Here is a 26,643-nt window from a genome sequence, read left to right on the forward strand (position 1 = left end):
TTCTGCAAATGTAAGTTTTCAGCATTTAACAATATTCGCTATCATTCGTTTAAAAACAAACGAACGAAACGGTTTGAACAGGTACCAGTAAATTCGTCCCCAAAGTCCTTTTGGTCTGAAAGTGACTGCTTGAATAAGCTGTTTGTTGCGAATTTTAAATTCGAGCCATACCTCACCCGGAAGTTTCATCTCGGCATAAAGCAATAAACGCCCTTCCTTTTTGTTGGCATAAATTACCCGCCAAAAATCGATGGCATCACCGGCTCTTATCGTATGTATATTGGTTCGGCCCCTGCGAAGTCCAACGCCACCTGCCACTTTATCCATAAATCCACGAAATCTCCAAAGCCGGTTACCGTAATACCAACCGTTCTCTCCACCTATTTGCCATATTTTCTCGATGGTATTTTCCGCCGAGGGTGTTTCCGCAATACGTACATCTTTGAAACAACCAAACTTCGGAACGTTTATAAAATCCGAGAGCTGTCCGTGCAATTGCCCGCTTACAAACGAATCTTTCCAACTCGAAATAATTTCATTCTGCTCAATCTTTTTAAATGCCTGTTGCAAACTCTCTTCGTAGCTTAATAATTGCAGCTTAAAAAGTTGGGTAAGCTCATCGTTGCGTGCAATTACTTCAACGCGCATGCTGTCGACCAGCGAAGTGGCAAGTTTATACGAAGTTGAGGTAACAAAATACAACCAGTACGACGATAAACGCGGAGTCATTACCGGCACGGAAATAATCCGGCGTTTTAAGCCCCGCACTTTTGCAAAGCGCAACAACATTTGTTTGTAGGTAAGAATTTCGTTGCCTCCGATGTCAAAACTTTGATTGAAAACGGCCGGGTTGTTTATTGAGAGTTCCAGAAAACGAATAACATCGGAAATAGCAATGGGCTGGCAGCCTGTTTTTAACCATCTTGGTGCTACCATAACGGGGAGTTTTTCCACCAGGTCGCGAATAATTTCGAAGGAAGCACTTCCAGATCCAATAATAATTCCTGCCCGTAAAGTGGTTAGCGCATAATCGCCTTTTGCCAGTTCCTGTTCAACGTTTAACCGCGATTTCAGGTGTTTGGAAAGCGACTGGTCGTTAACAATACCACTTAAATAAATAACCTGTTTGGTGGTTGTTTTATTTATTTGCTCCCTGAAGTTTATGGCCGATACCTTTTCCTGTTCTGCGTAATCGCGCGAGTCGGACATACTATGCACCAGGTAATAGGCAATGTCTATGTCTTGCGGTATTTTTTGCAGGCTTTCTTTATCCAATAAGTCGGCTTCAATAATGTCAATCGATTTTTCAATGGTAGCGCCAAATGCAGCACGTTTTTTGTCTCTTACAACACATGTTACATGGTGCCCTTTGTGTACCAATACGGGCAGCAGTCTTTTTCCTATGTATCCGGTAGCTCCGGTTAAAAGAATTCGCATGGCGTTTATGGTTTAAACAATATCGTTTACAAACCTTAACACAGTAACGTATTTAATAATAGGATGTTCGGACGGATTTTCAGAATGAAGGAGAATTGTTGTTTTATAGCGCTTCCAGTTCTTCGCGGTAATCGTATTGTAAATCTTCGTGAAGCATGGAAATAACTTTTTGAATCCGTTTTACCTGGTTCAGGTACATGTTGAATACAACCCGGCTGCGTTTATAATCCAGGCGCGAGCCTTTTAGCTTCTTGCAGAAATATAGCAACAGTTCAATTTCCGTTTCTTTTTTGCCCGAAAAACGAATATGCTTATTGGTAGTTTTTAAAACTTTCCGAATTGTTTTTTTTGCTAAGTAAAAGCTGCTGCGGTTCAGGCTCATAAATTCCAGGTCGATTTCTTCTTTCACCTGCCTGATGTATTCATCTTCGTTATGAGCTTCAAACAATAGATAACTAAGCAGCTCTTTATTGTCTTTTTTATACTTGGCCAGCCGCGTAATTACATCATGTAAAACCTCGGGCGGCAGGTTCTTTAATTCCTTTTTTATGTTGCTCAGCGAAGCAATTTCCATAGCATGCAAAGTAACCTAATTAATTCATACTATTAAAATTATTTGTTTTCAAAGGTATAGTTTGGAACTCGCAAGCATTCTAATCATCCTTTTGTATGTGAATTACTCTCATGCTCATTTCATAAAAATGAATTAATTACCCGAATGGCTGACGAGATAATTGAATTACAATTATCTGTCAGGGTTAACCTTGACATTGAAAATCGTAGGATATTCATTGCTGAAGCACGTAATATGCAGATTTTCAATCGTCAACACTTCGTGTGAAAAATTCAAGAATTTTTCAGGTTAAAATAAAACTTTCTTTTTCAGCCAATCACAGGCTAAAACTTTTAACGAAGGTGAGCAATGATTGATTTCGTAGAACAGCCAACAGCACAATTTTAAGGGCAACTGTAGCAGAATGCGGGTGAATAACGGTTAACGAATTTTGCAGAATAAAACCTGACGTTTATTGGCGGTTAATTACTGAATGCTGAATTAAAAAGCATCGCATCAGTTAGTTACATAAATTTGAAGTGTAAGAACAATTAAAACAATAATAAGATGAAAACAAAACTAGTTCTATTAAGCATTTGCCTTGCAATTTTAAGCATGGGCGCCACCGCAAAAATAAAAGACGGAAAGGCGATGACCGGAAACTCACTTACCGAATTTGGTAAGTATACTATAGTAAATTCAAGCTCACCGATGGTTTACAACGATCAGGTATTGGAAACTTACGAATTAACGTACGAAAATATTACCAATCCTATACGAATTGGAGTTTTGTGCGAAGATGATAAAAAATGTACAACCTTTATTGTACGCACCGATGAGTTTGAAATTGAATATGCCTGCAGAAACCATGTTTTTGGAGTGAAGAAAATGGAACCTCGTTTCCAGGAACTACCAAAAGAAGAAATGGATTTGAAACTGGATAGAGTTGCCTACTACTCACAACGGGTAATTTGCCAGAACAAAAAATCGCAGGACGATTTGCTGGGTTTGATTGCATGTTATTTCCCTGATTTGGTGAAAGACGAATATCAGGCCAGCTTTTAAAACGAATTACAGTACAGCGCAATTTTTTTCATAGAAGTATGAAAAGATGATCCCCGCCAGAGGGGCGGGGGTTTTTTCTCTTAACAGAACAGAACAAAAAACAGAAACCATTGAAAAGATAGAGCGAGTAAAATATGAAAGGGTAATATAAAATTAGTGAGTACTTTACTCGAAAGCCCTGCGTTGTTTCAGCGCAGGGCTTTTCAATGAATGGAAGTTTTTTGGCTGCAAAATGGCAATTCTCGTCAGTCAACGACAGGTTTTCGCCGCCAGTCTGATGTTAAACTCCAAAGTGCTTTTATAAATGTTTTTACCTTTATGATAGGGGAGTTAATGGTATGAACAAATTGATGTACAATAACAATGTGCTTTACCGGGGAACAAGGCATCTTTTATTCTTTGTAGTTACCGTGGTATTGTTTACAGGTATTTTATTTGTTCAGACCGAAAACGGCAGTCTTGTCCGGGTTTTTAGTATCACACTTGGCAACGCCTTTTTCTTTTTTGGCTATGCTTACATCACTATTTTTTTGCTTATCCCCGAGTTGTTGTTAAAAGCCAAACCCTTTTGGTTTATTGTAGTATTTCTGCTGGTTGGAATTGGCTTGTCGGCATTAAAATTATTATTCTCCGATTATATATTTTATGCCTCAATTGCCCCCGAGAATATATCGGGTAACGGAGCTTTTAATCTTCGTTTAATTGTGATGAATACAAAAGACATGACCTTTATTGTGGCCTTGTTTTGTATTGCCAAGTATGTAAAAGATTACATTCTTACCGAAAATCTCAGGAAAAAACTGGAGCGGCAACACCGGAAAGCACAAACAACACTTTTGCAATCACAGTTCGATCCGCATTTCATGTTCAATACCATTAATAATTTGTATGCGCTGTCGTTGCTAAATCCCGGCAAAACCAATGAGGTGATCAGCCGCATGAAAATTGTGCTTACCTACATTATTAACGAAAGCCTGAAAGAATTTGTGACGCTAAAAGATGAAGTGGAACTGGTTGAAAATTACCTTCAGCTGGAGAAATTGCGTTACGGGAAACGTTTGAAGGTAAGTTACAATACCGAGGGCGATCTAAGCGCCGCACAAATTCCGCCAATGGTATTGTTTCTGTTGGTTGAAAACAGTTTTAAACACGGCAGTAGCCTGGACGCCGGCACGCCATGGATAACTATTTTTGTGCAGGCTACCGATGAAAAAATAATGATTGAAACTGAAAACAGTAAGCCTGAAGGATTACAGAAAAAAACAAAAGAAATTGAACGGGGAAGTGGCTACAGCGGATTAAAAAGACGACTGAATATTATATACGACGGACAAGGATACAATTTAAAAGTGAAAGATATGGGCGACAGGTTTAGAGTGCGCCTCGAGTTAAAAAATACACATGAAGACAGGCATATTACATATCGCTAAAAGGAATTATATTTTACATGGCCTCTTTTGGTTGGCATGGGTAATATCGTTCACCTTTATTCAAACTTTGAATGAAGGAATTACTTCGTTGCATGTCTGGCTAATGTATTATCTCATTACTTTGCCTGTATTTGTATCACACACCTATTTAATTGCCTACTGGCTATTGCCTAAAACATTCTTCCTGGGGCGTTATTTGCTGTTTGCGTTAGGTATATCCGTATTTCTTATCGTATTTTCAGTAATCGAGTTACTATGGAGCAACTACCTGGTTTTTTATCTTTTTGATAGAAGCAGAATGTTTGCTCCCGGATTTCTGAATCTTAAAAATATTGTAATCAGCGGAGTGGGGAATCATTATATCATTCTGGTTTTTTTGGCTATAAAAGCCGGTAGCTCGTGGTATCGGGCCGAATATCAGAAAGAGGAGTTGCTGCGTTCGAAACTTGAAACCGAACTGGAGATTTACCGCTATCAGTTGCAACCCCGGATTGTTCTGGAACTGATAGAAGAGTTGGAAGTTCTGTCGTTAAAAAAGGCGGAAACGGCACCGGAAATGATCATTAATATTTCGAATTTCCTCAACCGGTTTCTTTACGAAGGAAAAGAAGAATTGATACCGTTGGAACTGGAAGTAAATTTGCTTGAGGAGTTTATGACCATTCATAACCATGCGTTGAGCGAGCGGCTATGCAGTAATTTTATTGTTAGCGGCAACCTCAAGTCGTATGTAGTTCCGCCACTTTTGCTGCTTCCGTTCATAAATTCTGCAATAAAAATAGCCTACGATTGTAACGAAACGTATGAAAGTACAGTCATTATTAAAGCAGAGCGAAAGTATTTGCTGTTTTCGTTTACCTTTTGGAGCGAAAACAGTTTTAAGATAGCCGACGATGAAGACAATAAAATTACCTACCGGCGTTTGCACTATAATTTTCCGGGTAAACACCGGTTGGTAGAGAACATTGATGACAATTTTAGAGAATTTAGTATAGAAATTTACCCGTAAAAGTGTAACACTATTCCTATTTCTCGTACTATTTTAGTAACAGATTGAAAACAGACTGAAGCAGGTGCTTCGGATTTAACAGAAAACAAAAGCTAATTTCGTATTACCATGAAAACAAAGTGCCTCATTATCGATGATGAGCCTCTTGCACGTGACTTGATGCGCTCGCACATTGAAAAACTAGATAATTTTGAAATTTGTGCAGAATGTGGCGATGCCATGAAAGCCCTGCAGGAACTTCACAATCACAAGATCGATCTGATGTTTATGGACATTCAGATGCCCCAGATAACAGGAATCGAATTCCTGAGAACATTAAAAAATCCGCCCAAAGTTATTATTACCACTGCCTACCGCGAGTATGCTCTTGAAGGGTTTGAGCTGGATGTGGTCGATTTTCTGCTGAAACCGATAACTTTCGAGCGATTCTTAAAATCGGTAAATAAATATTACCAATCGGTGCAGGACGATGCGCCGGCTGCGCAACCTATTCCTTCAACAAACGGAAATACCGATGAAGCCTTTATTTATGTGAAAGAAAACAAAAAGGTCTTAAAGGTTCATTTAAACGAAATTCTTTATGTTGAGGGTTTGAGCGAGTACGTGCAGATTTATACCACCGAGAAAAAGATTATCACAAAAACCAGTATGACGCACATGTCGGAAAAACTGCCCGACAGTGGTTTTATGCGTATTCATAAATCGTTTATAGTGTCGCTGTCAAAAATCGAAGCATTTACATCGACCAGTATCGAGGTTCCGGGAAAAGAATTACCCATTGGGCGAAGTTATAAAAATGCGGTGCTCGAGGTTTTGCAGCTTCAGGGTTAAAAAATAGCTCCTGCATTTACAAATAGTTGCCATAGTTTTAAGATTCCCGAATCTTCTTCTTCCAACGATTTTATTGGCGAAAGTTGCAAGTACGAAATTCGTTGTTTGTTTACGGACTGAAGATTTTGTTCCGCGTCATCACTAAACGGAATTTTATGCACGCATAAAGTCAGTACCGTTTTTAGTGTGGTGGCGCGTACCCTGATGGTGTGTGTCGAAAACTTTGCCGGATGAATGTGGACATAACGGTCGGGCTGGTCGCCTCTTTTTATCAGCCATTTTGATTCGTCGGGTAAGGTTATCTTTTTCCACTCTGCATTTCGCAACCAGTTGTTGAAGTCGGTTTGGGTGATAATATTTTTTGTTACAAAGTAGTTGAGGCTTGCATTGCAAACCTGCCCGGGCGTTAATTCTCCGAGGTAGAAATCGAAGAGGTTACTACCGATCGAAAGCATCGCTTTTTCGGTAACGTTCCAGTCGCTGGTTCGCCATTCTTTAATTTCGCTGAGCAGGAAACGGAAATGATGTTTGTAAGGATTATATTGGATCGGTAACGGAATTTCAGGCGGCATTTGAATTGCTTTTGAAACATTTCAATAAATTTACCACAAAAGAAACAGATGGCACTTTTTCCAATCCATAAATATTTTGTTTTTAACGGTAGGCTTGTGCCGGTTTCTACTTTTGTGCCGGCCGAAAACGAAGGTGGAATCTACGAAGTTTTACGTGTTGTAAATGGCATCCCACTATTTTTAGATGAACACTTACAACGTTTTCAACATTCGGCTGAACTGGCCGGAAAAGAGATTCGATACAGCTGCACGCAGTTGGAGGCGTTCTTAAATCAGCTAATCATTCGAAACGAGGTGGATGAGGGAAATATTCTTATTTCGTGTAAAACCAACCTGAAAGCTTTTTTTATAGCCCATAATTATCCTTCCGCTGAACAGTACAAGTCGGGAATTCGGTGCGGACTTTTACACGCCGAGCGCATGAATCCGAATGCCAAAGTTTTTCAAACCGAAGTACGCAAACAAGCCAACCAGCTGATGGAAACCTTAGGTTTTTACGAAGTGTTGTTGGTCGATCATGAACAGCGAATTACCGAAGGAAGCCGAAGCAACGTGTTTTTTATAAAAGGCGATGAAATAATCACGCCTCCGGGTAAACATGTTCTGTTGGGGATCACACGTCAGAAAACAATTACCTGTGCCAATCGGCTTAACCTGAAAATACGTGAAGCTGAAATACCACTGGATAGATTGACCGGTTTGGATGCTGCATTTATAACAGGTACTTCACCCAAAATACTCCCAATAAAAGAAGTTGACGGGCATTTGTTTGATGTGGATAATAAAGTATTACGAAGTTTGATGAATGAGTATGATAAAGTCATTCAGGAAGATATAAACAGAAGAATCCGATCCAGTTAATTATAAAAAGGATCGGATCCCTCAATAGCTTTTGAATTTCGAACGATGATTAACGAATAATGAATGAAGAAGTGAATCACAACAGAATCTGTAATTTCGTTCTTGTCAATCGAAAATCGTTAATCGAAATTCATCATTACAATCGGTTTCTCAAAATCTTCTCAATTTCAAGGTAATCCATATCCTGTTTCTCGCCAATTTTTGCCTCGCTTTGTTTAAAGCGGTCAACAATTTTAGTTATGGTCGATTCAGGAACATCATATTCCGGCAAGCGGCATGGTACACCTAACGATTCAAAGAATTCAACAGTTCGTGCAATAACGGCGTCGATTCGTTCGTCCTCGTTGCCAGCTGTAATGCCCCAAATTCGTTCGCCATATTGTAAGATCTTATCTTTTTTGTTGTCGCGCTTAACGTGCATCACTCCCGGCAAAACAATGGCAAGTGTTCGTCCGTGGTCTATTCCGTGGAAAGCAGTCAATTCGTGACCAATAACGTGTGTCGACCAGTCTTGCGGAACTCCAACTGCAATCATGCCGTTCAGTGCCATTGTTGCACACCACATAAAGTTGGCGGCAGCTTCGTAGTTTTTGCGATCGGCCAAAACCTTCGGACCTTCCTCAATAAGCGTGGTCAGGATACTTTCTGCCAGCCTGTCTTGAAGTGGCGAATTCACTTTAAAAGTCAGGTATTGCTCCATCACGTGAACAAAGGCATCAACAATGCCGTTGGCTACCTGGCGGTCGGGCAGGGTAAAAACACATTCCGGATCGAGCACCGAAAACTGCGGCATTACCAGTGGCGAACCAAAAGCTTTTTTCTCCTGCCTTTCGGCGCGTGTAATTACTGAATTACCGTTCATTTCCGATCCTGTTGCCGGCAGGGTTAACACAGCTCCCAGCGGCAAAGCCTTTTCAACAGCTACGCCCGCGGCAAGAATATCCCACGGATCGCCGTTTTCGTACAAGGCAGCAGCGGCAATAAATTTAGTGGCATCAAGTACCGAACCTCCACCTACTGCCAGCAGAAAATCAATATTTTTTTCTTTTACAACATCCACCGCTTTCATACAGGTTTCGTAATGCGGATTGGCCTCAATTCCGCTAAATTCTTCAACCGTGCAACCTTTTAAAGCGGCCATTACCTGGTCGTATACTCCGGTGCGTTTTATGCTTCCGCCACCGTAAATCATTAAAATGTTTGCATCTGTAGGAATTTCACCGGATAGTTTCGAAATCGATTCTTTTCCAAAAAGAATTTTAACCGGATTTCTGAATTCAAAATTGTACATGAAATTTATTTTTGGTTATTTCAACTGTCATCTGAAACAGGCGTGCCTGTTCGTTGTTCAAAGATATAAAATGTGGCAGAAAAGATATTCAAATCGAGAGCTTGATTTCCGGGAAGACATTCCGAACTATTCCGACGAACAGCTAAAAGAGGTGCTGAAATTGCGCGACCATTATCAGCCGGAAGCTGCGCAGCTGGCTATCAAGGAAGCCCTGAATCGTGGAATCATTAACTCTGAGCAGGATCTTTTTTCTGAAGAATACAGGTGCGAAGAAATACAGTTTTCGCTGTTCCCAAAAATTAAAAAAGACCGAAACCGAATAAAAATCAGAAAGAGTATTGCGCGCAGTTTGGTAATATGTTCCGTGCTTCCGGTAGTGTACGGTTTAGTTGAAATGAAAACCGGGAAAAGTTGGGAAGGAGCAGGGATTCTGCTTTTTGGGTTACTATGGTTGTTTTGTTCGGCACAACTCATCAAAGTATTTCATGTGCTTTTTATAAGGTGTTTATTGGCGGGAACTATACTTGGGGCCATGTATATTTTTTATCGCCTCATTTCGTTGCAGACCACTGTTTTTATGGATTTTTTCGTGGTTTTAATTCTCGCCGGTTTAATTTTTTATGGGTTGCTTTTTATGCTGAAAAATGCCCGGGAGTAAAACCGAAGCTGTTCTCAATTCTCCATTTATCTGGAAAAAGCACGTATTCATCGAAATAAGTACAAAATACAAAAGACGAAACCTTACTTTTGAAGCGTTATAAAAAGAAAGACTATGAAAACAATATTGCTGTTTACCTTATCAATTTTATTTGCAGTTAACCTTTCGGCACAAAACGACGACGACTGGGATTCGCGCCGTTACGATATCGACAATTTTTCAGCCATTTACCTTGAAGGCAGTTATAAAGTGTTTTTATCGCAGGGTAACGAGGGTGCCTTAACGGTAAAAACTCCCGATGATGATGTTTTGCATGAGCTGGACGTTGAAAACTGGGGCGATGAATTGCGAGTGGTTGTTGATCGTGATTTTATTAATTACGAACGCATTCACTTGTATATCACTTTTAAAAATCTGGATAAGATTAAAGTGCAGGGCGGTTTAAATTTAAGCACCGATGGATATCTTGATTTGAATGACCTGTATGTGCATGTTGAAGGAGGTGCAAAGATTGATTTGGAAGTAAAAGCTGAGAATATTGAGCTGGTAGGTGAAGGAGGCGTGCTGGTTCGCCTGGATGGAGTGGCTGATGAGTTGGATGTAAAACTCTCGGGAGCCGGACATGTTGATGCAGAAGATCTTCGGGTGAATGACGCTAGTTTTAAAATTGAAGGAGTTGGAACCGGATCGGTGCATGCTGTTGAAACATTGTACGCCAAAATTGAAGGTGTCGGTAAAGTTCGCTACACCGGAAATCCAAAAGTTACCCGCGATATTGAAGGGTTGGGAAGTGTAAAAAGAGATTAAAAATATACTACTCGTACCTATTACTTATAGGTACATATTTTCTTAGGTTTGGTTTAGGTTTATAAAAGGCTATCATAGGGTAGCCTTTTTCTTTTATGGGAAACCCGACATCAAACCAATTCCCCACAGATTTTTTTCATTCGATATTTACGGTTTTTGTATAAAAATCATTGCCCGAGCACTTTAAATATGTTTATTTTGAATTCACTAATTTTTCAAAAAAGTAAAATGAAGAAAATTGCACTTTTTATCTTTATTGCCATGACAATAATTAGCTGTACGCAAAAAGAGCCGGGGCAGGTGGCCAAAAACTATGTGCCTGAGACACCGAAATTAAGTTCAGATGTGATGACTCCTGAGGTTTTGTGGTCGTTTGGCCGCCTGGGAGGAGCGACGGTTTCGCCCGATGGTACCCAGGTTTTATACACAGTATCCTATTACAATATCGAGGAGAACAAATCGTACCGCGATATTTACACGATACCGGTTGCGGGGGGAGAAGCAAAAAATCTTACCAATACCGCCAGTAACGAATACAATGTTGTTTGGCGCCCCGACGGTAAAAAGATCGGTTATTTGTCATCAGCATCCGGCAGTGTTCAGTTGTGGGAAATGAATCCTGACGGTAGTGATAGGCAGAAGGTTTCGGAAATTGAAGGTGGAATTTTCGGGTTTCAATACGCACCGGATATGTCGAAAATATGTTACCTGCAAACGGTTAAGCTCGACAATGATATTCACGATCTTTTCCCGGATTTGCCAAAAGCCAATGCACGCCTGGAAACAGATATTATGTACCGCCACTGGGATACCTGGCACGATTACACTTATAACCACATTTTTATTGCCGATTATTCGGATGGCAAAGTAGGAGCCGGAACCGACATTATGAGCGGTGAACGTTTTGATTCGCCAATGAAACCATTTGGCGGAACCGAGCAAATTGTATGGAGCCCCGATTCAAAAACGCTGGCTTATGTGTGTAAGAAAAAGGTAGGAAAAGAATATGCGATTTCTACCAATTCGGATATTTACATGTACGATGTGGCAAGTGGCAAAACAAGCAATTTTACTGAAGGGATGATGGGCTACGACCAGAATCCGGTTTATTCGCCCGACGGAAAATACCTGGCTTGGGAAAGTATGGAACGCGACGGTTACGAATCGGATAAAAACCGTTTGTTTGTAGCCGATCTGGAAACAGGTGAAAAGAAAGATTACAGTGCCGGTTTTGACCAGAATGCGGCTGCATTGAGCTGGAGTGCCGATTCAAAATCGATCTATTTTATCAGCGACATTCATGCAACCGATGAAATTTACCAATTGGTTTTAGCCGATAATTCAATTACTCGTTTGACGGATGGTGTTCACAATTATCAAAGTGCAGTTCCGGTTGGAAACCAATTGCTGGCGCAAAAAGTTTCGATGTCGCAGCCGGCTGAGTTGTATTTGGTTGATCCAACTACCGGAAAAGATAAAGCTTTAACCACCGTAAACAAGGGAATTCTGGATCAGCTTACCATGGGAAAAGTGGAAAAACGCTGGATGGAGACCACGGACGGAAAACAAATGGCTGTTTGGGTGATCTATCCGCCACACTTTGATCCGAACAAAAAATATCCGGCTCTGCTATACAATCAGGGTGGACCGCAGGGAACGGTTAGCCAGTTTTGGTCGTACCGCTGGAATTTCCAGATGATGGCAGCCAACGATTATATTATTGTGGCTCCAAACCGCCGTGGATTACCCGGCTTTGGCCAGGAATGGAACGAGCAGATTTCAAAAGATTATGGTGGACAGAATATTAAAGACCTGCTGACTGCCATTGATGAAATGGCCAAAGAGCCTTTTGTTGACGAGACAAAATTGGGTGCAGTGGGTGCGAGCTACGGCGGTTATTCGGTGATGTACTTGGCCGGAAACCATGAAAAACGATTCAAAGCTTTTATTGCTCACGACGGTATTTTTAACTTCGAGCACATGTACACCACAACCGAGGAAATGTGGTTTGTGAATTTCGACTATGGTGGTGCCTACTGGGAAAAGGACAATGCAGCAGCGCAACGTTCCTACTCATTCTCACCGCATAAATATGTGCAAAACTGGGATACGCCAATTTTGATCGTGCAGGGTGAAAAAGACTACCGCGTTCCACCGGAGCAGGGAATGGCAGCATTTAATGCAGCGGTATTGCGAGGAGTGCCTGCACAAATGTTGTATTTGCCGGAAGAAAATCACTGGGTGCTGCAACCTCAAAACGGGATTTTGTGGCAGCGTGTATTTTTCAACTGGTTGGATAAGTGGTTGAAGTAATATCCAGAGCCTAAAAAAGAAAATGCCTTCCGTCAGCTGACGGATGGCATTTTTTATGGCTTAATTTTCAAGCATAATTTCCATGAGATTGACGGCGGTTAATTCGCCTTTTTTCCTGATCAGCTCGCGCGGAGTGTCGTCGCCAACTTCGTAGGTTACTGCCTCGGCACCAAATTCATGAAAAATTGAAACCGTAGAATTGATCCGCTCAACATCGGCAGCATTCGGGCGGATATTCGGATCGTAACCGGGAATATCCTCTGCCATGGCTTGTATAATTTTAGGAACGATTCCCGGCATATTTCCTTTTAGCTCCGGAGCGATGGTGTAGTAAATATCTTCGTAGGTAGAATGAAAATCGATGATAAAATAGAATTTGCGCTGCTCCGCAACTTTGTCTTGCATAAATTTTCGGACGGCTTGCGTCTCCGGCTGGTTGAAAGCTTCCCAGTCGCGGTTTAGGTCAATTCCGCCAACACCATGGCGCCAGTGTCCATTGTCCACTCCGTCGGGATTTACACACGGCACCACGTAAATACAATATTCATCTCTGAACTTGTTGGATAATTCGTCGGAGGCACATAATTCCTCGGTAAAAGCTTTCATAGCCAGCCAGCCGGTAACTTCGGGCGGATGCTGGCGCGAAAGAACCAACAGCATCTTTTTACTTTCCGGATTGCCAATTTGTAAATAGTTGATCGTGCGGCCTTCTTTACTTTTTCCTAATTGCTCAATACTTACAAATGATTTTTTAGCAAGTTCGCCTGCCCACTCATAAATGTCTTTTGACACAATGAGTTCCTGTGCGGCAATCCACGTAGTATCGTTGTTTATCACTAAAGTAAATTCACAAAATTTAGGAGACTCACCTCTTGCTACCGATGCGGTGTCGGCTAAGTAAACGGTAGAATCAATTGGTGTCCAGTTTTTTCTGTCAGTGCTGATCTTCGGATAATACCGGTGCCCAAATCCTTCGTTGTAAGTGATTTTTAGCAGAATTTCTTTTTCTGTGTCCGACCAGATTTTAAACGCGTACCACGGACTTTCATTTATTGGTGTATTTTCAGGAGTGATCAAAACGGTAACTTCATTTTCGCCGGTAAGCGCTACTCCGTTTAGTCGGGCTCCATCAAATTCGTTGGATACAAAAATGCCGTTGCCCACGTCAAATGTCTTTTTTAGTTGGTATTGAATGGGGCGGGTGAGGGTGCTCACTTTTTGAATGGGCTCCTGACCTTGCCATTTGCTGTCTTTTGGTTGGCACGAGCTTAGAAAGAAAAGGATTAAAAGAGCGAATATCAGGTGTTGTCTCATAACTATTCAGGATTAGATTGTTTCGTTCAATAGTGTTTCAATTAAAGCTTCCGTTTCTGTTTTGTAATGCTCGTAAGCTTCGCCTGTTCCGGGGCCTGAAAAACCGGTATGTATTTCACGTATCTCGCCTTTTCTGTCGATAAAAATGGCAGTAGGATACGAAATTATTTTATTCAGCATCGGCAGTGCTTCCGCTGCTTTTTGCTTGTTTGATGTTCCTGCCAGAACCAGCTCCCACGAAACATTCAGATCATTTCGGTAACGTTCAATGCGTTGTTGGAAATAGTCAAAGTCGGGTTTTACTTCAAAATCAAGTCCGATAATTTCCAGTCCGGCGGCGTTGTATTTTTCATACATCTCAACCAGATAGCGCGTTTCGTCCATACAGTTCGGGCACCAGGTGCCAAATATCTGAACGATTACAGCTTTGCCTTTATATTTTTCATCAGCTAATGAAATAGTATCGCCCTCTTCATTCGGAAAAGCAAAACTCAATTTATCGTAGCCAGATTTCAGGAAAGTAAGCGTTTTCATATCGGCGAGTTCAGCGCCATCGGCTTTTACTGCACTCCATTTTTCTTTATAGGTATTGCCGGAGTAAAACCAACCGTTTAGCGTGGAATCATTGAGTTCGGCAGTAAACAAAAACACGTGCGCACCATCAAAACACGAGAGTTGCATGGTGTTGCCATTCACCGCACCTTCCAGGTAGCGGTAATCACCTGTTTCTGTCTGAAATGTTCCCGTAATGAGGTTGCCATCTTGCTCAAAAATCCCGATTGCCGGACTGTCGTTCTCTTCTTCGCCAAAGTTTACTTCCCATTTTCCGGAGAAATCAGCGGCATTTTCATCTGTTATTTCGAACCGTTCTTGAGTGCCATATTCGGCTTCAAACGGAATAGGATGTACTTTACTTTTGTTGTAGTTGAAGTATTCGCCACTAATTTTCTCGCCACTAATTCTGCCTTTGAATTCCGAACCAAAAACAGGCATTTTTATAAACACAGAATCTCGTCTATAAGCTATTTCCTGAACGTCAATCTGTTCATCGGCATTTGAAACCACAAGATGATTTTCATTGAGTACTTCAACATTGAAAGGAATTTGTTGATCCGGATTTTGTTCATCGATTTGGAAAGCGAACAGCCAGTTTCCCGTTTTTAACACAGAATCGGTTTTTGGAGTGCAGGCACATAACATTCCCACCAAAATATACAGCGCAGTTTTTTTCATCTCAGAAGTATTTTGCCTTAAATCTAAACAAAAATTAAAGAGTTGGCCAAGGCCGGGATTATATTGATCAAAACATTATTTTTGACGAAACATTTGAAACAGACCATGCAAAAAATACACGTAGGTTTTATTGGTGCAGGCGGGATTGCCCGTGCTCACGTTTATGCGATTCAGGCCCTGAAGTTTTATTATAACGAAGTTCCGGAAATTGTTTTGGAGTCGGTGGCTTCGGCACGGAAGGAAAGTCGCGAAGCGTTTGCGCAGCAGATGGGATTTAAAAAAGCAGAGTCTGTAGAGGACTTGGCAAAGAATGATAAAATTGAAGCGGTATTTATTTTGGGGCCGAACAAAGTGCATTTCGAGCATTTTAAACTGGCACTGCAAATGCCCAACGTAAAATATATTTACCTGGAGAAACCGGTTTGTTCTTCGTTGGAAGAGGAAGAACAAATGAAAGAGCTGCTGGAAACGGCGGGTCAGGATGTTCGCATTCAGGTGGGATTTCAATATTTGCAGACTTCATCGGTTCGCGAGGGATTGAAATTCTGGCGCTCGGGAAAAATAGGAAAGCCCATTCATTTTGATTTGAAATATTACCACGGCGATTACCTGCAGGAAAGTTACCGTAACAAACGTGTGACACGTTTAACTCCTGCTCCTGATGGCGGCGCAATGGCCGATCTGGGATCGCACGGAATTAGCCTGTTGATGGCTTTTATGGGAGAGGAACTGAAAATAACCAGTGGCTTGCAGGCAGGTGATTTCGAGGGTGTGCCTGCCGGATCTGATTTGTTTAGTTCGCTGTCGTTGTACGAACCTAAAACCGGTGCTGTTGGTAATATGTCGGCCAGTAGAATAAGTTCAGGTTCCGGCGATTTGGTGTCGCTGGAGATTTATGCTGAAAATGGTGCCTTCCGTTACTCATCACAAAATCCGGAATATTTTGAATATTATACCGAAGGTTCGGATCAATGGATAAAACAAGTGGTAGGCAGTAACTACAAACCGGTTACGAGTTTTCCTTCGGGGCACGTTCCGCCGGGATGGTTGCGCTCGATGGTGCACGCGCATTACCAGTTTTTTACGGGCGATGACGCGGAAGCTGTCATTGCTGACCTGAAACACGGTTTGGCCGTGCAACGCATCGTTCGCGAAACTGCCGATCATTTAAAACAATTCAGAGAAAACTTTAAGAATGACAACTAGAAAAAGCGGAATTCTGCTGCATATAACTTCGCTGCCGGGGCAGGAAGGTGTTGGAACATTGGGGAAAGAGGCCTATGCCTTTGTCGATTTTCTGGAGGAGAGTGGTCAGAAACTCTGGCAGATACTGCCGCTTGGGCCGGTTGGTGCGGGAAATTCGCCCTACCAGTGTTATTCTGCTTTTGCCGGAAATCCGGTGTTGATCGATTTGGAGCTGCTTTTGGATGAGGACCTGTTGAGTGCTGATGACCTGGAAACAATACCGGCGTTCAAAAAATCAAAAGTGGAGTTCGATAAAGTTTCAGCCTGGAAAAGCTCGCTGTTGAAAAAGGCTTTTCAGCATTTTCAGGAGAAAAAGTTTGATCATTTCCGCGATGAGTATTACCACTTTTTGAATGAGCATGGCTGGTGGTTGAACGACTATGCTTTGTTTATTTCTGTTCGCAACCATTTTGGTGGATTGCACTGGAACGAGTGGGACCGTGGTATAAAATTCAGAGAGCCGGAAGCCGTATACGATCTGTCGGAAAAACTAGAGCCGCAGATCGCTTATGAGAAATTTGTTCAGTTTATGTTTTTCAGGCAGTGGCACCGCTTAAAACGTTATGCCAACGAAAAAGGCATTCAGATCGTTGGCGATGTGCCGCTTTACGTTTCGGGCGATAGCTCGGATGTTTGGACCAATACCGATATTTTTCTTTTAGACGATGAGCTGAATCCTATAGAAGTGGGAGGTGTGCCTCCTGATTATTTCTCGGAAACCGGCCAGTTGTGGGGCAACCCGGTTTTTGACTGGCAGCGCCTGAAAGAGCGTGATTACGACTGGTGGATGGCACGCCTGCATTTTAACCTGAACATGTTTAACCTGGTGCGTATCGATCATTTCCGCGGCCTGGAATCGTTTTGGTCGGTTTCGGCAGAGGAGGAAACTGCTATTAACGGCAAATGGGTGCCGGCTCACGGTTACGAAATGCTGAGTTTGATAAAAAGCCAGATCGGAGTTTTGCCATTTATCGCGGAGGATCTGGGAATAATTACCACCGAAGTTGACCATTTGCGCGAACGTTTTAACTTGCCGGGAATGAAAGTGTTGCAGTTTGCCTTCGCCACTGATGCGACAAATCGGGATCTGCCACACAATTACGAACGAAACTATGTGGTTTATTCGGGTACGCACGATAACAATACCACTTTAGGTTGGCTGAATGCGGTTGAAGGGGACGAAAAGGAACTGGTGGCTAAGTATGTTTCAGAGGAGCATGCTGCGAAACAAATTATGGAAATGGCTTTGGCATCGGTAGCTGACACGGCTATTTTACCCATGCAGGATGTGTTGGAGCTGGATGAAAAATCGCGAATGAACACGCCCGGAACAGCAACAGGAAACTGGGATTGGCGTTTTCAGTGGAAGCAGTTGAAAGTGGGGCAGAAGAAATTTTTGAAGGAAACTACGGAAAAGTATAATCGGTAGCCTCAGGAGAAAATGTGAATGAGTGATTGAGTGAATGGGTGATTGAGGAAGTGAGTAGGCGGTAGGCAATTAGCAATAGGCAAAAAGCTCCATCGGGGCGAAATGTAATAGCCCGGTGCGTGAGCGCCGGGAGCAAAAGTTGAGCATAGTGAAATCGCGGTGGTAGCCTCAGGAGTCATAGCGAATGAGTAATTGGGTGATTGAGGGAATGAGTAGGCGGTAGGCAATTCGCAATAGGCAAAAAGCCCCATCGGGGCGAAATGGAAAAAACAAAGTTTTCAGTATTCAGTCGCAATTTTCAGTTTTGCAATTCTACCGTGTTTTAGTTATAGGATTGGTGTCCACTCAAAAAGCTTTGGATGTAAAGGTTACGTGATCAATGCCCCTGCAAAATGCGTTTGAGACCAACTTCTGTCATCGGAGGGCGCAAAAAAATAGATTTGAAACCAATATCAGTTACCTGGGGGCGATAAAAAACGTGTTTGAAAGCTCCCTCAGCACCTGGGCATGCAAAAAAATGCGTTTGAAACCAACTTCTGTTAGCTGGGGACGCAAAAAAACGCGTTTGAAATCAACTTCTGTCACCTGTGGGAGCTTTAAAATCAGCTAGTTAGTAATTTATGATATGTGGCCCAGTATCTGTGTGCCGCATCTGGTGCGACATTGGTGAACTATTACAATTTTGCAGTTCTGCAATCTGGGAATTGGTATTTATGATTTAACTACAGAGTTAAACAAAGCAGGCACAGAGCTTCACAAAGTATCTTCTAATTAAAGCATTTAGGCATTAAAGCATTGCAGCATTTAAACATTGCAATTGTAGCAATCGTAACGATCAGCAACACAAAAACACTGCTTCAGCAAACTTTTGTGGTTGTTCGGCGTGCAGCCAGTGTCCGGCATCGGGAATATCAACAATTCGTGCTTCCGGATAAATTTCTTTTATCAGTTCTATATCCTCGTCCTGAATGTACTTCGAAAGTAAACCACGGATAAAAATTACCGGGTAGGTTGTTATCGGAATTCGATCGTCGAGCCAGTGAATATTTACCCCACTCACAATTTCTTCCAGGTAATCGTAAAGCACTTCGGCATTCAGGCGCCATTGATACTGTTTGGTTTTTTTGTTTTTCTCTACATTCTTCAGAAGAAACATTCTGATGCGTTCGTCATCGATTTTTTCTGCCAGAAAATCATCCACATCGTTACGCGATTTCACCATCGAAAAATCAATGTCCTGCATGGCCAGCAGAATATTTTGATGCAGGTAAAACTGTCCCTCTTGTTTGAGTTGCAGGTAGTCTTTTGGGGCAATGTCGGCAATCACAAGTTTTTCTACCTTTTCAGGGTAATCGGCAGCAAACCACATGGCTGTTTTCCCACCCATGCTGTGCCCAAGTATGGTGGCTTTTTCGATGTTGTGCTTTTCGAAAAACTCCGCCAGGTCATCGCGCATGTCGTTGTAAGTGTGCGTTTCTGTAAATCCTGAACGTCCGTGGTTTCGCTGATCGATCATATAAATCGTATGCTTTTCGGCCAGTCGTTTCGAGATGTTCATCCAGTTATCCGACGATCCGTAAAGTCCGTGTATAATCACCAATGGCGATCCACTGCCTTTTTTTCGGTAATATAAATCCATAGTGTGTTAACTGCTGCTGCTGCCGTTTTGTTCTATTTGAGGCAGTCGAGGTATTTCTGTATGGTAGTTTCCAAACCTAAATAAAGCGCATCGGCAATAAGCGCATGCCCAATTGAAACTTCTTTTAGGTTCGGAATTTTATGGTACATGTAATTCAGGTTCTCCAAACTTAAATCGTGACCGGCATTTACATCAATACCCAGGTTCTCTGCCATTTTGGCCGCCCTAACAAATGGCTCAATCGCTTTAACATGATCAATAGGGTATAACGTTGCATAAGGTTCGGTGTACAATTCAATCCGGTCGGTTTTTATCTCCGCAGCACCTTCAACCGCTTTTTCATCCGGATCGACAAAAATTGACGTACGAATACCGGCTTCCTGCAAACGCGCAATCACATCTTTCAGAAACCCGAGATGTTTCCACGTATCCCAGCCATGATCGCTGGTTAATTGAGCATCGGTATCCGGTACCAGGGTAACCTGGTCGGCCTGCACTTCAATAACCATTTTCAGGAAATCTTCACTGGGGTAACCTTCAATGTTAAATTCAGTGGTTATCAGTGGTTTTATCTCGTAAACATCTTTACGTGTAATGTGCCGCTCATCGGGGCGTGGATGGATGGTAATTCCTTGAGCACCAAATTTTTGACAATTGACAGCGGCATCCTTAACGCTGGGCATTTTGCCACCGCGAGAGTTTCGCAGTGTTGCAATTTTATTTATATTTACACTAAGTCTGGTCATAACTAAAAATTTAAAGACGCAAGTTACTATTTTCAGGCTGAACGATTAACATTAAACAGTAAAGTTTTGTTGGCAGAAAAACTAATATCAGATGTAATTCCATCGGTAAGCAGTTCCGAAACGGGGCGTAAAGCGCTGAGTCATATGGATGTTTACCGTGTGTCGCATATTCCTGTGGTTGACGAGTCGAAATACCTGGGACTTGTTTCTGATAAATTAATATACGATCTGAACCTTGTAGAGGCGCAGCTTTCAACAGCATTAGATAAGCTAAACACAACACATGCCCATAAAGATCAGCACATTTTCGAGCTGGCAATTGTAATGTATAAGCTGAAAATTAGTGTGTTGCCGGTGCTTGATGAAGATCATTATTACCTGGGAGCCATTACGCTGTACGATTTGGCCCGGCGTTTTGCCAGCCTGTTTTCGTTGCAGGAAGTGGGCGGTGTGTTGGTTATCGAGATGAATGTGAGCGATTATTCCGTAGCGCAGATCAGCCAGATTGTGGAAAGTAACGATGTTAAAATACTCAGCTTCTTTATCGATCGTAAACCCGGGGCGAATGTTCTGGATGTTATCATTAAACTTGACTCAGAAGAATTGTCGGGAGTTGTTCAGGCGCTTATGCGTTACGATTATAATGTAAAAGCCATTTACCAGGATCGGTCGATGTTGAATGACCTGTACCAGGATCGTTTCGATCAGTTTATGAAATTTATGAATATTTAAATCCAATCGAATAGTGAAAGTTGCAGTATTTGGTACGCTGGTTTCCGATGATTTTGTTCCTGTTTTGCAGGAGTTTTTTGCCTTTTTGCGCACAAAAAATATCGAAGTACAATTATACAAACCTTTTTATTCTCACGTGGTTGAAGAGTTGAATAGTTCAACCTATTACACCTCGTTTTTTCATTCGTATTCCGATTTTGATCCCGACAATGATTTTATATTTAGTGTTGGGGGCGATGGAACATTTCTGCAGTCGGTGTTGAATATTCGTAATTTCGATATCCCCGTAATTGGACTGAACGGCGGCCGTTTAGGATTCCTGGCTGATATTTCGGAAGACCAGGTGCATAATGCTCTCGAAAGTATTTTTAGCAAGAACTATAAAATCGTTGAGCGTTCGATGCTGGAGATTGAATTCTCGAACCAGGAAAACCTAGACTTTAACTATGCATTGAATGAAATGACGGTGCTGAAAACCGATAACTCATCGATGTTAAATGTTACCGCACGGGTTAATAGCGAGTTTCTGAATAATTACTGGGCCGATGGTTTAATAATTGCCACGCCAACCGGGTCAACGGCTTATTCCTTAAGTGTTGGTGGCCCCATTTTAACACCCAATTCGGCCAACTTTGTAATTACTCCGCTGGCACCTCATAATTTAACGATACGTCCGATTGTAGTACCCGACACAAGTGAAATAGAACTTACCGTTGAAGGCCGGGGAACGAACTACCTTACTTCACTCGATTCGCGTTCGTTCGCTGTTGAGTTTTCTACCAAAATAAAAGTGAAAAAAGCCGGGTTCAAACTCAAAACACTTCAACTGCCCGAACAGCCCTTTTTTAATACCCTGCGCAATAAGCTAATGTGGGGAATGGACCGCAGAAACTACAATTCATAGGGCTACTTAACAATTTTTAATCTTTGTTTCGGTTTTATAATAACAAAGGAGCATGTTATTTTTAGAATTATATTACTTTTGTAGCTTTTGAAAGCAAAAGATAAAACGTTTTTATACGTTTAAGTTCATTGATATTCAGTTTGTTATGAGTTTGATTTTTGTTCGTTCAATGGTGTGTTTTTGTAACTTTTTCAGGATAGAAAAACCACGGTTGAAATCAACAGCAATCTTTTCATTTCAAATTGGAGAAAGTGATAAAAATAACATGTCTGAAACCATTGTTAAATAAACGAAATTGAATACCAAGATGAGAAAATTATTATTGGTGTTTGTTACAGTTTTGCTGACTGTTTCAGTACATGCACAAAAAACAGCTGACATCGGAATCTGGGGAGGTACATTAACATCGGTACATGGCGACATGGATGAAGATGCCCCGTTTCAATCGTTCAATTTAAATTTTGGAGCTTATTTCAGGTATAATTTTAATGCCCGCGTAGCCGTGCGCGCCATGTTTCTTACCGGTTCTTTTTCCGGCGAAGGAACAGTAGAAAGCGCGCCATGGGAGTTTGATAAATCGGTACATGATTTAAGCCTGCAGGCAGAAATTAATTACCTGAGGTATATTTTGGGTAAGCAAAAACTGAGGTTTAGTCCGTATGTTACATTCGGAATTGGTGTAGCATTTTTTCCCTACACGTTTACGTCGGGGAGATTGGCGACTGATCCGTTAGGGCCGGCAGGAATATTAGGATTTAATCCTGACCATCCGGAACTGAGGTTTGATGCGGCAGGTGAACCGATAGATGTTGAATACGAAGAGTCGGTAGCAACGCCTACCATTCCGTTTGGAATAGGATTTAAATATACCATTGGCGAACGTTTGGGATTAGGAGTTGAGTACCAGATGCGCAAATATATGAGCGATCAATTGGACGATTTGGATGATCCGCTGGCACATGTAAATGGTTTTGGCGAAACCATCACTTACAACGATGGTTCGCATAATAACGACTGGGCTGGATATTTGGGGGTACATCTCACATATATGATTTTTATAGGCAAAAAGGCTTGTCCGGCCTACGATGCTAAAAATTGGTGATGAAAACAGTTGACAGATTAGATAGAAATAATATTCCAAAGCATATTGCCATTATTATGGATGGCAACGGAAGGTGGGCCGCAAAACATGGCAAACCCCGCGTTATGGGACACGAGAATGGCGTTGAGTCTGTTCGTGCCGTAGTGGAGGGAGCCGGCGAAATTGGCGTAAAACACCTTACTCTTTATGCATTTTCTACCGAAAACTGGGACCGCCCAAAAGCAGAAGTTGAAGCACTTATGGCGCTGTTGGTGCACGCCATTGAAGCCGAAACACAGGAGCTGAACAAAAACAATGTTAGGCTGAGCGTTATCGGATGTGTGGATGTGATGCCTGAAAATGTGCAGGCAAAACTTCAGGGTTGTGTTGATGCATTACAAAATAATACCGGGTTAAACCTGGTGCTGGCTTTAAGTTACAGCGGACGATGGGATGTGCTTAATGCCGTAAAAAAACTGGCCGGCGATTTGGCCAATAACAAGATTACACAAGAAAAAATAAATAACGAACTGTTCCAGAATTATTTGTCAACCGCAGAGTTGCCCGATCCGGAGCTGATGATAAGAACCAGCGGCGAATTTCGGATTAGTAACTTTTTGTTGTGGCAGATAGCTTACTCTGAATTGTATTTTACGAATAAATTGTGGCCCGATTTTAGAAAAGAAGATTTATTTGAAGCCATTATTGATTATCAGAACAGAGAGAGAAGATTTGGAAAAACAAGTGAACAGTTAACGAGCTAATTTTATGACTAGAATCAAAAGACCATTAGTCGCCTTTTTATTCCTTTTTGTAGCGTTTGTGCCACAACTTTTTGCACAAGAAGCCGACAGTACAAACTTTTCAATTTACTATTCAAGCGCACGCAAGTATACAATTGCCGATGTGCAGGTTTCAGGAATCCGCTATCTGGATAAAGATGTGCTTATCCAGCTGTCGGGTTTAAAAGTAGGCGATGAAATAATGGTACCGGGAGATGCAATAACACTTGCAATAAAGAAACTCTGGCAACAGGGCCTGTTCTCCGATGTAAAAATACAGGCAACGAAAATTATCGGAAATCAGATTTGGATAGATATTTATTTGCAGGAAAGGCCTCGTTTGGGGGATGTAAATTTTTATGGTGTTTCAAAGTCTGAAAAGGACGACATTACGGAAAAGGTTTTACTCTTGCGGGGAAGTCAGATCACCGATCACCAGGTAAACAGTGCCGAACGAACCATTATGAATATCTTCCACGGAAAGGGATTCCTTAACACCGAAGTTAACATTGTTCAGCGCGACGATACCACCCAAAACAACAGCGTAATACTGGATATTTACGTTGACAAAAAAGAAAAGGTAAAGGTTAATAATATTGATATTGAAGGCAACGAGGCAATTTCGGATGTTACATTGGAACGCGCCATGAAAAAGACAAACGAAAAGTCGTTGCGAAATTTCTTTAAAACCAAAAAATTCCTTCAGGAAGAATACGATAAAGACCAGGCAAACCTAATCGATAAGTACAACGAAAAAGGTTACCGCGATGCTATTATTGTTGAAGATTCGATATACCAGGTAGAAGTGGGGCGAAAAAACAAACCACGGGTTAATATCGATATTGACGTAGAAGAAGGCGATAAATACTACTTCGGCGATATTCGTTGGGTGGGTAACACCGTTTATCCTTCCGATTATCTCGATTTGGTTCTGGGGATTAAAAAAGGAGATGTATTTAACCAAAAGATACTGGATAAACGCCTGTTTGATAACGAAGAAGGTTTGAACAATCTTTATCTCGACAGAGGTTACCTGTTTTTTGATCTTGATCCTGTAGAGGTGAATGTTAACGGCGATACCATCAATTACGAAATGCGTATTATCGAAGGTGAACAGGCAACAATTAACGAAGTGCGTATTGTGGGTAACACAAAAACACACGAACATGTTGCCCGTCGCGAGCTTCGTACTTATCCGGGAGATCTTTTCAGTAAAACATTGCTGATGCGTTCGTACAGGGAATTGGCGCAGCTCGGACACTTCGATCCGGAAGCCATTAACCCCGATGTTCAGCCTCACCCCGAAGATGGAACAGTGGATATTGAATATCAACTACAGGAAAAAGCAAACGACCAGATTGAGCTTTCCGGAGGTTGGGGAGCCGGTATGTTTGTTGGATCGGTAGGTTTAAAATTTGCCAACTTCTCGGTTCGTAACATCTTTAATAAAGAAGCCTGGCGTCCACTGCCGACCGGCGATGGACAGACACTGAGTTTGCGTTATCAAACAAGTGGAAAATATTACCGCACCGTTAGTTTGTCGTTTATTGAGCCTTGGTTAGGTGGTAAAAAACCTAATTCATTCTCGGTATCTTTATCGCACTCGCGTATTAACTACAGTGCCAACCGTTATACGCAGCGTTATAACCCTTATGGTTATGGCAGCAGCTATGGTTATTCGCCATACGGTTACGGTGGTTATGGTGGTTACGGCGGTTATTCGCCATATGGCGGCGGCTATTCTCCTTATGGTTATGGTGGTTATAATTCTTATCCGCAATATCAATATAACTACGAATCGGAAAACGACAACGAAGATGACGATCAGATTTGGGAAACAACAGCACTGGCTTTAGGTTACGGATACCGTTTGTCGTGGCCTGATGACTACTTTACTGTTTATCACGAATTGTCGCTGGAGCATTATAACCTGCGAAACATGGGAAGTATGTTCTATTTTATGGCCGACGAAAATGGCCAGGTTAACGGAACATTTAACAACCTGAGTTTTAAAACCGTTTTCGGACGTAGTTCGGTGGATAATCCACTATACTCGCGAAGAGGTTCAAATCTATCGCTGGCTTTAAAAATGACACCACCTTATTCGTTGTTTAATGGTAAAGATTATTCGGACGAAAGCATAACTAATGAAGAACGTTACAAATGGATTGAATACCATAAGTGGTTGTTAAAGGGTGATTGGTACACCCCATTAACAAACCCGAGCGGAGATCATACACTGGTGTTAAGAACTGCGCTTGAAATGGGATTCCTTGGGTATTTCGATTCAGGACGTAAATCACCTTTCGAAGGTTTTATTGTTGGTGGATCGGGTATGTCGGGATACAACATTTACGGTACCGATTATATTGCACTGCGTGGTTACAAAGACTACAGTTTGAGTCCGAGAAACGGATCGAACATGTACTCAAAGTTCACTACTGAACTTCGTTTCCCGATTACCTTAAAACCGAGTGCTACAATTTATGCACTGGCTTTCATGGAGGCAGGTAACGCCGGAATCAGTTTCCAGAACTACGTGCCGTTTAAATTGCACCGTTCAGCCGGTGTAGGTGTACGTATCTTCCTGCCAATGTTCGGACTAATGGGTATCGACTGGGGATATGGATTTGATGAAGTACCGGGTGTTGCAGATGCTGCAGGTAGCCAGTTCCACTTCGTAATTGGTCAGCAGTTCTAAAAGAAAAATA

General features: G+C 41.8%; 23 protein-coding genes. 15 read left to right on the forward strand and 8 right to left on the reverse strand.

Going from position 1 to position 26,643, the window contains the following annotated elements; genetic code table 11:
- Positions 1-18: 18 nt before the first annotated feature.
- Together LH29_RS13740 and LH29_RS13745 are read right to left on the reverse strand one after the other, a co-directional pair.
- Positions 19-1,437, reverse strand: coding sequence for an SDR family oxidoreductase (locus LH29_RS13740; protein WP_045030730.1), 1,419 nt, complete (start codon positions 1,435-1,437; stop codon positions 19-21).
- A gap of 103 nt (positions 1,438-1,540) precedes the next feature.
- On the reverse strand, positions 1,541-2,011 hold the full coding sequence (locus tag LH29_RS13745) for a hypothetical protein (RefSeq protein ID WP_045030731.1): 471 nt from the start codon (positions 2,009-2,011) through the stop codon (positions 1,541-1,543).
- A 546-nt stretch (positions 2,012-2,557) separates the two neighbouring features.
- Here LH29_RS13745 and LH29_RS13750 point away from each other — a divergent pair.
- The 4 genes from LH29_RS13750 (at position 2,558) to LH29_RS13765 (ending at position 6,325) form a co-directional block, all read left to right on the forward strand.
- Positions 2,558-3,055, forward strand: coding sequence for a hypothetical protein (locus tag LH29_RS13750; RefSeq protein ID WP_157493696.1), 498 nt, complete (start codon positions 2,558-2,560; stop codon positions 3,053-3,055).
- A gap of 338 nt (positions 3,056-3,393) precedes the next feature.
- Entirely contained in the window at positions 3,394-4,485 is a 1,092-nt protein-coding gene (locus LH29_RS13755; RefSeq protein WP_045030733.1) for a sensor histidine kinase, read from the forward strand.
- Positions 4,457-5,494, forward strand: a complete 1,038-nt coding sequence (locus LH29_RS13760) for a histidine kinase (protein WP_157493697.1) — start codon at positions 4,457-4,459, stop codon at positions 5,492-5,494. Before LH29_RS13755 ends, LH29_RS13760 begins: the two co-directional genes overlap by 29 nt.
- A gap of 108 nt (positions 5,495-5,602) precedes the next feature.
- On the forward strand, positions 5,603-6,325 hold the full coding sequence (locus tag LH29_RS13765; RefSeq protein ID WP_045030735.1) for a LytR/AlgR family response regulator transcription factor: 723 nt from the start codon (positions 5,603-5,605) through the stop codon (positions 6,323-6,325).
- Here LH29_RS13765 and LH29_RS13770 read toward each other — a convergent pair.
- A complete protein-coding gene (locus tag LH29_RS13770) occupies positions 6,322-6,897 on the reverse strand; it encodes a hypothetical protein (protein WP_045030736.1) in 576 nt (191 codons plus the stop codon). The two genes, LH29_RS13765 and LH29_RS13770, sit on opposite strands and share 4 nt — an antisense overlap.
- A gap of 48 nt (positions 6,898-6,945) precedes the next feature.
- Between LH29_RS13770 and LH29_RS13775 the strand changes: the two genes are divergently transcribed.
- Positions 6,946-7,758: an aminotransferase class IV gene (locus LH29_RS13775; protein ID WP_052670940.1), complete on the forward strand. Its 813-nt coding sequence runs from the start codon at positions 6,946-6,948 to the stop codon at positions 7,756-7,758.
- Between the two features lie 136 nt (positions 7,759-7,894).
- Here the strand turns inward: LH29_RS13775 and LH29_RS13780 are convergent, their stop codons facing one another.
- Entirely contained in the window at positions 7,895-9,049 is a 1,155-nt protein-coding gene (locus LH29_RS13780; protein ID WP_045030738.1) for an iron-containing alcohol dehydrogenase, read from the reverse strand.
- 70 nt (positions 9,050-9,119) lie between these two features.
- Between LH29_RS13780 and LH29_RS13785 the strand changes: the two genes are divergently transcribed.
- From LH29_RS13785 to LH29_RS13795, 3 genes are all read left to right on the forward strand, one after another.
- Positions 9,120-9,707 (forward strand): hypothetical protein, encoded by a 588-nt coding sequence (locus LH29_RS13785; protein ID WP_157493698.1) that lies wholly within the window; start codon positions 9,120-9,122, stop codon positions 9,705-9,707.
- Positions 9,708-9,821: 114 nt separating this feature from the next.
- Entirely contained in the window at positions 9,822-10,514 is a 693-nt protein-coding gene (locus tag LH29_RS13790; RefSeq protein ID WP_045030741.1) for a head GIN domain-containing protein, read from the forward strand.
- A gap of 228 nt (positions 10,515-10,742) precedes the next feature.
- Positions 10,743-12,827, forward strand: a complete 2,085-nt coding sequence (locus tag LH29_RS13795; protein ID WP_045031076.1) for a S9 family peptidase — start codon at positions 10,743-10,745, stop codon at positions 12,825-12,827.
- Between the two features lie 60 nt (positions 12,828-12,887).
- Here LH29_RS13795 and LH29_RS13800 read toward each other — a convergent pair whose 3' ends face one another.
- Positions 12,888-14,141, reverse strand: coding sequence for a M14 family metallopeptidase (locus tag LH29_RS13800; protein WP_045030743.1), 1,254 nt, complete (start codon positions 14,139-14,141; stop codon positions 12,888-12,890).
- Between the two features lie 12 nt (positions 14,142-14,153).
- Entirely contained in the window at positions 14,154-15,374 is a 1,221-nt protein-coding gene (locus LH29_RS13805) for a TlpA family protein disulfide reductase (protein ID WP_045030744.1), read from the reverse strand.
- A gap of 105 nt (positions 15,375-15,479) precedes the next feature.
- On the opposite strand from LH29_RS13805, the gene LH29_RS13810 reads away from it, so the two are divergent.
- Together LH29_RS13810 and malQ are read left to right on the forward strand one after the other, a co-directional pair.
- Entirely contained in the window at positions 15,480-16,580 is a 1,101-nt protein-coding gene (locus tag LH29_RS13810) for a Gfo/Idh/MocA family protein (protein WP_045030746.1), read from the forward strand.
- The gene (malQ, locus tag LH29_RS13815) at positions 16,570-18,048 is read left to right on the forward strand and encodes a 4-alpha-glucanotransferase (protein ID WP_045030748.1); all 1,479 of its coding nucleotides are present in this window, start codon (positions 16,570-16,572) and stop codon (positions 18,046-18,048) included. Before LH29_RS13810 ends, malQ begins: the two co-directional genes overlap by 11 nt.
- Before the next feature lie 835 nt (positions 18,049-18,883).
- Here the strand turns inward: malQ and LH29_RS13820 are convergent.
- Both LH29_RS13820 and LH29_RS13825 read right to left on the reverse strand, forming a co-directional pair.
- On the reverse strand, positions 18,884-19,687 hold the full coding sequence (locus LH29_RS13820; RefSeq protein WP_045030750.1) for an alpha/beta fold hydrolase: 804 nt from the start codon (positions 19,685-19,687) through the stop codon (positions 18,884-18,886).
- A gap of 32 nt (positions 19,688-19,719) precedes the next feature.
- Positions 19,720-20,433 carry a pyridoxine 5'-phosphate synthase gene (locus LH29_RS13825; protein WP_045030752.1) on the reverse strand — a complete coding sequence of 238 codons (714 nt, stop codon included), beginning with the start codon at positions 20,431-20,433 and terminating at the stop codon, positions 19,720-19,722.
- 69 nt (positions 20,434-20,502) lie between these two features.
- Here LH29_RS13825 and LH29_RS13830 point away from each other — a divergent pair, with 69 nt between their 5' ends.
- From LH29_RS13830 to bamA, 5 genes are all read left to right on the forward strand, one after another.
- Positions 20,503-21,165, forward strand: coding sequence for a CBS domain-containing protein (locus LH29_RS13830; protein ID WP_045030753.1), 663 nt, complete (start codon positions 20,503-20,505; stop codon positions 21,163-21,165).
- 13 nt (positions 21,166-21,178) lie between these two features.
- Entirely contained in the window at positions 21,179-22,069 is an 891-nt protein-coding gene (locus LH29_RS13835) for an NAD kinase (RefSeq protein ID WP_045030755.1), read from the forward strand.
- 307 nt (positions 22,070-22,376) lie between these two features.
- On the forward strand, positions 22,377-23,171 hold the full coding sequence (locus LH29_RS13840) for a DUF6089 family protein (protein ID WP_045030758.1): 795 nt from the start codon (positions 22,377-22,379) through the stop codon (positions 23,169-23,171).
- Positions 23,171-23,914, forward strand: coding sequence for an isoprenyl transferase (locus tag LH29_RS13845; protein WP_045030760.1), 744 nt, complete (start codon positions 23,171-23,173; stop codon positions 23,912-23,914). The genes LH29_RS13840 and LH29_RS13845 overlap by 1 nt, the downstream gene beginning before the upstream one ends.
- Positions 23,915-23,918: 4 nt before the next feature.
- Positions 23,919-26,633: an outer membrane protein assembly factor BamA gene (bamA, locus tag LH29_RS13850; RefSeq protein ID WP_045030762.1), complete on the forward strand. Its 2,715-nt coding sequence runs from the start codon at positions 23,919-23,921 to the stop codon at positions 26,631-26,633.
- The last annotated feature ends 10 nt before the right edge of the window (positions 26,634-26,643 follow it).

The sequence above is a fragment of the Draconibacterium sediminis genome, from assembly GCF_000949475.1.
Classification (GTDB): domain Bacteria; phylum Bacteroidota; class Bacteroidia; order Bacteroidales; family Prolixibacteraceae; genus Draconibacterium; species Draconibacterium sediminis.

Bases quoted from the DNA above. Each gene is read 5' to 3' on its own strand.
- LH29_RS13790 (WP_045030741.1), top strand. From the start codon at position 9,822: ATGAAAACAATATTGCTGTTTACCTTATCAATTTTATTTGCAGTTAAC.
- LH29_RS13840 (WP_045030758.1), top strand. From the start codon at position 22,377: ATGAGAAAATTATTATTGGTGTTTGTTACAGTTTTGCTGACTGTTTCA.
- LH29_RS13810 (WP_045030746.1), top strand. From the start codon at position 15,480: ATGCAAAAAATACACGTAGGTTTTATTGGTGCAGGCGGGATTGCCCGT.
- LH29_RS13795 (WP_045031076.1), top strand. From the start codon at position 10,743: ATGAAGAAAATTGCACTTTTTATCTTTATTGCCATGACAATAATTAGC.
- LH29_RS13785 (WP_157493698.1), top strand. From the start codon at position 9,120: ATGTGGCAGAAAAGATATTCAAATCGAGAGCTTGATTTCCGGGAAGAC.
- LH29_RS13800 (WP_045030743.1), bottom strand. From the start codon at position 14,141: ATGAGACAACACCTGATATTCGCTCTTTTAATCCTTTTCTTTCTAAGC.
- malQ (WP_045030748.1), top strand. From the start codon at position 16,570: ATGACAACTAGAAAAAGCGGAATTCTGCTGCATATAACTTCGCTGCCG.
- LH29_RS13760 (WP_157493697.1), top strand. From the start codon at position 4,457: ATGAAGACAGGCATATTACATATCGCTAAAAGGAATTATATTTTACAT.
- LH29_RS13845 (WP_045030760.1), top strand. From the start codon at position 23,171: ATGAAAACAGTTGACAGATTAGATAGAAATAATATTCCAAAGCATATT.
- LH29_RS13750 (WP_157493696.1), top strand. From the start codon at position 2,558: ATGAAAACAAAACTAGTTCTATTAAGCATTTGCCTTGCAATTTTAAGC.
- LH29_RS13805 (WP_045030744.1), bottom strand. From the start codon at position 15,374: ATGAAAAAAACTGCGCTGTATATTTTGGTGGGAATGTTATGTGCCTGC.
- LH29_RS13745 (WP_045030731.1), bottom strand. From the start codon at position 2,011: ATGGAAATTGCTTCGCTGAGCAACATAAAAAAGGAATTAAAGAACCTG.
- LH29_RS13770 (WP_045030736.1), bottom strand. From the start codon at position 6,897: ATGCCGCCTGAAATTCCGTTACCGATCCAATATAATCCTTACAAACAT.
- LH29_RS13765 (WP_045030735.1), top strand. From the start codon at position 5,603: ATGAAAACAAAGTGCCTCATTATCGATGATGAGCCTCTTGCACGTGAC.
- LH29_RS13755 (WP_045030733.1), top strand. From the start codon at position 3,394: ATGAACAAATTGATGTACAATAACAATGTGCTTTACCGGGGAACAAGG.
- LH29_RS13775 (WP_052670940.1), top strand. From the start codon at position 6,946: ATGGCACTTTTTCCAATCCATAAATATTTTGTTTTTAACGGTAGGCTT.
- bamA (WP_045030762.1), top strand. From the start codon at position 23,919: ATGACTAGAATCAAAAGACCATTAGTCGCCTTTTTATTCCTTTTTGTA.
- LH29_RS13780 (WP_045030738.1), bottom strand. From the start codon at position 9,049: ATGTACAATTTTGAATTCAGAAATCCGGTTAAAATTCTTTTTGGAAAA.
- LH29_RS13820 (WP_045030750.1), bottom strand. From the start codon at position 19,687: ATGGATTTATATTACCGAAAAAAAGGCAGTGGATCGCCATTGGTGATT.
- LH29_RS13825 (WP_045030752.1), bottom strand. From the start codon at position 20,433: ATGACCAGACTTAGTGTAAATATAAATAAAATTGCAACACTGCGAAAC.
- LH29_RS13740 (WP_045030730.1), bottom strand. From the start codon at position 1,437: ATGCGAATTCTTTTAACCGGAGCTACCGGATACATAGGAAAAAGACTG.